Source organism: Mesorhizobium sp. M7A.F.Ca.CA.003.01.2.1 (assembly GCF_003998945.1).
Taxonomy (GTDB): domain Bacteria; phylum Pseudomonadota; class Alphaproteobacteria; order Rhizobiales; family Rhizobiaceae; genus Mesorhizobium; species Mesorhizobium ciceri.
In genome coordinates this window covers 1-3,339 of sequence record NZ_RZRA01000646.1, presented here as the reverse complement: position 1 = coordinate 3,339, position 3,339 = coordinate 1, and the positions used below count along the sequence as shown (strand labels likewise).

At 64.8% G+C, this 3,339-nt stretch carries 2 protein-coding genes and 1 pseudogene; 1 reads left to right on the top strand and 2 read right to left on the bottom strand.

Features of this window, described 5'->3' with window-relative positions; all coding sequences use genetic code 11:
* Positions 1 to 374: pseudogene (locus tag EN969_RS22920) on the top strand (hypothetical protein); the annotation flags it as partial.
* A gap of 20 nt (positions 375 to 394) precedes the next feature.
* Here the strand turns inward: EN969_RS22920 and EN969_RS22915 are convergent.
* Both EN969_RS22915 and EN969_RS22910 read right to left on the bottom strand, forming a co-directional pair.
* A complete protein-coding gene (locus tag EN969_RS22915) occupies positions 395 to 1,996 on the bottom strand; it encodes a cisplatin damage response ATP-dependent DNA ligase (protein ID WP_063169967.1) in 1,602 nt (533 codons plus the stop codon).
* Between the two features lie 4 nt (positions 1,997 to 2,000).
* Positions 2,001 to 3,011 (bottom strand): ligase-associated DNA damage response exonuclease, encoded by a 1,011-nt coding sequence (locus EN969_RS22910; RefSeq protein WP_063169968.1) that lies wholly within the window; start codon positions 3,009 to 3,011, stop codon positions 2,001 to 2,003.
* Positions 3,012 to 3,339 lie beyond the last annotated feature (328 nt).

Below are 3,339 nucleotides of genomic sequence, written 5' to 3'. Positions count from 1 at the left end.
GGGCCGAGGTGATGAAGGACGATACCGGTTCGTTCCTGCGCATCCGTTCCGGCGCGTCCGGTTCGGCGATCAGCTTCGACGTCGGACAAGGCGTGCTGGAGAAACTGGCCGGCAAACATGCCGTGTTCGACATCATTGCCCGTTCCGAGGAAGGCAAGGAGACGCAGATTTCCGTCGACTGCAATTTCGGCGAACTCGGCGACTGCGGCCGCAAGCGCTACGCAGTCGGCCAGCAGCAGAACGAATATCTGTTCGACGTGCAGTTTCCCGACAAGCATCCGGGCTCGGCCGGCACCATTGCCATCAATTCCGACTTCGACAAGCAGGGCAAGGCCGCCGACATCTACGAAATCCGCGTTTCGATCGAGCCATAGCGAACCCTGCACGCGCGAAATTAGCGGTCGAGCAGCGCCTGCAGCGTTTCGATGCGGTCGGCCTCGTTGGCCGGCTTGTCCCAGCGCAATCGCGAAATGCGGGGAAAGCGCATGGCGACGCCGGATTTGTGCCGGGTCGAGCGGTTCAGTCCTTCGAAGGCGACTTCCAGCACCAGGCCATTGTCGCGGTCGGCGCGCACCGAGCGCACCGGGCCGAAACGCTCGACCGTGTTGTCGCGGACATATTTGTCGATCTGCTTCAGCTCCTCGTCGGTGAAGCCGAAATAGGCCTTGCCGACCGGCACCAGCTCCTCCTCGCCTTCGGCACCGGACCAGACACCGAACGTATAGTCGGAGTAGAAGCTCGAGCGCTTGCCGTGGCCGCGCTGCGCATACATCAGCACCGCGTCCACTGTGTGCGGATCGCGTTTCCACTTGAACCACGGACCTTTCGGCCGGCCGGCGACATAGGCTGAGTCCCAGCGCTTCAGCATGACGCCTTCGATGATCGGATGCGGCGGCGCCCGGCGCAGTTCCTCCAGCGTTTGCCAGTCCGTGAAGTCGACGAATGGCGACAGATCGAAACGGCTCGGGTCGAGTGTCGCGACAAAGCTTTCCAGCCGGCCGCGCCGTTCGCGAAACGGCAGCGCGCGCAAATCCTCGCCGCCGACCTGGAGCAGATCGTAGCAGCGCATGAAGGCCGGGTATTGCTGCTGCATCTTCGGTGCCACCGTCTTGCGATTCAGCCGTTGCTGCAGATCGGAGAAGGTTCCCGTCGCCTCCCGGGGATCGCCGACAAGCAGTTCGCCGTCCAGCGTTGCGGAAAAATGCATGGCCTCGGCGAGGTCCGGAAAGGCGCCCGAAACGTCATCGCCGGTGCGCGAATAGAGCCGGCGGATGCCGCCCTCCGCCACCGCCTGGACACGGATGCCGTCCCATTTCCATTCGGCGGCATAATCCGCCGGATCGAGCTTTTCGAGATCGCCGTCGCCGACCGGGTTCGACAGCATCACCGGGCGAAACAATGCCAACGCCGTGTTCCTGGGCTTTTCGGCCTTGCCTTCCAGCCAGGCGAACAACGCTGTGTAAGGCGGTGACAGCCCGTGCCAGAGCTCCTCGATCTCCGCGACCTCGACCTTGCCGAAATCCGCCAGCGCCTGTTTGGCCAGACGCGCCGACACGCCGATGCGCAGGCCGCCGGTGACCAGCTTGATGATGGCAAAGCGTGCCGAGATGCCGGCGCTGTCGAGCAGCCCTGCCAGCACCTTCGGTCCGTCGGAGCGGCTTGCCGCCTGCAGCTTGGCGACGACCTCGCCAAGCGTCGGCTCGCGGTTCGGGGTGTTTCCGGGCGTTTGCGGCCAGACCAGCGACACCGTTTCGGCGAGATCGCCGACATAGTCGTAGGAATAGCCGAACAGCACCGGATCCATGCGCTCGGTGACGAGCATGCGCAGCATCGCCGGCTTGACCGCGGCGATGTGGAGATCGCCAGTGATGGCAGCCAGCGCCAGGCCGCGATCGGGATCCTCGACGCTGCGGAAATAGTCGGTCAGCAAGGTCAGCTTGCCATTGCGCGACGGCGTCAGCACCAGGCGGTCGAGAAGTTCGGCGAAGCGGTTCATGGCTTCAATCGCCCTCGTCCTCGTAGCCCACCAGGTGCAGTGGCTTTGCCGCGATGCCTTCGAGTTCGCACCAGCGGACCAGCGCCTCCTCGCGGCCATGCGTCACCCAGACCTCTTCGGCTCCGGTCTCCTTGATGGTGGCGGTCAGCTCATCCCAGTCGGCATGGTCCGAGATGATCAGCGGCAGTTCGATGCCGCCCTGCTTGGCGCGCTGGCGGATGCGCATCCAGCCTGACGCAAAGCACGAGATCGGATCGGGAAACCGCCGCGCCCAGCGATCCGCGAAGGCCGAAGGCGGGCCGACGACGATGGCGCCGGCAAAATCATCCTTGCCGCCGCTTTCGACGGTCGCCGGTTCGAGGGTGCCGAGATCGATGCCTTGGCTCTGGTAGTACTCACTGAGTTTGGCCAGCGCGCCATGGATGTAGAGTGGCCTGTCGTAGCCGGCGTCGCGCAACAGCCGCATCACCCGTTGCGCCTTGCCCAGCGCATAGGCGCCGACCAGATGCGAGCGTTCAGGGAACTGCGCGGCCGATTTCAGCAGGCGGGCGATTTCTTCGGTGTCCGGGGGATGGCGAAACACCGGCAGGCCGAACGTCGCTTCGGTGATGAACACATCGCACGGGATCGGCTCGAATGGCGCGCAGGTCGCGTCCCTCTGCCGCTTGTAGTCGCCGGAAGCGACGATGCGCGTGCCCTGATGCTCGACCGCTATCTGCGCCGAGCCCAGCACATGGCCGGCCGGATGGAAGCTGACGCTGACGCCATCGAGGGCAATCGTCTCACCCAGTTGTGCCGCTTGCGTCGTGCCAGCGAAACCCTCGCCGTAGCGCAGCCCCATAATGTCGAGCGTCTGCTGCGTCGCCAGCACCGAGCGGTGGCCGGAACGCGCGTGGTCGGAATGGCCATGCGTGATCAGTGCCCTGTTGACCGGCCGAACCGGGTCGATGAAGAAATCGCCCGGCGGGCAATAGAGGCCCTCGGGCCGGGGATGAAGCAGAACACTGGTGCGCATGGTCTCCAAGATAGGATATAATTCCGCGGCGGGAAGCCTGTTGTAAGTCACTGCTGACTCCCGCATAGAGCACCGCCGGCTCGATCCGCCGGCAGGACCCGCCGCCTGCTGCATCTCGCCGAGACGAAACCAGCCCATCGCCCATTGCGGCGTTATTTCCAGCGCACCGAGCAGCAATTCCGCCGCCGCCGCATGATCGCCATCCGCGTGCAGCATCTCGGCATAGTCGGCGCGGCGATCGGCGTTCAGGTCGCCTGACGAGGCCTGAAGCGGTTTCATGGCGGCGGGTCCTGCCGGCGGATCGAGCCGGCGGTGCTCTATGCGGGAG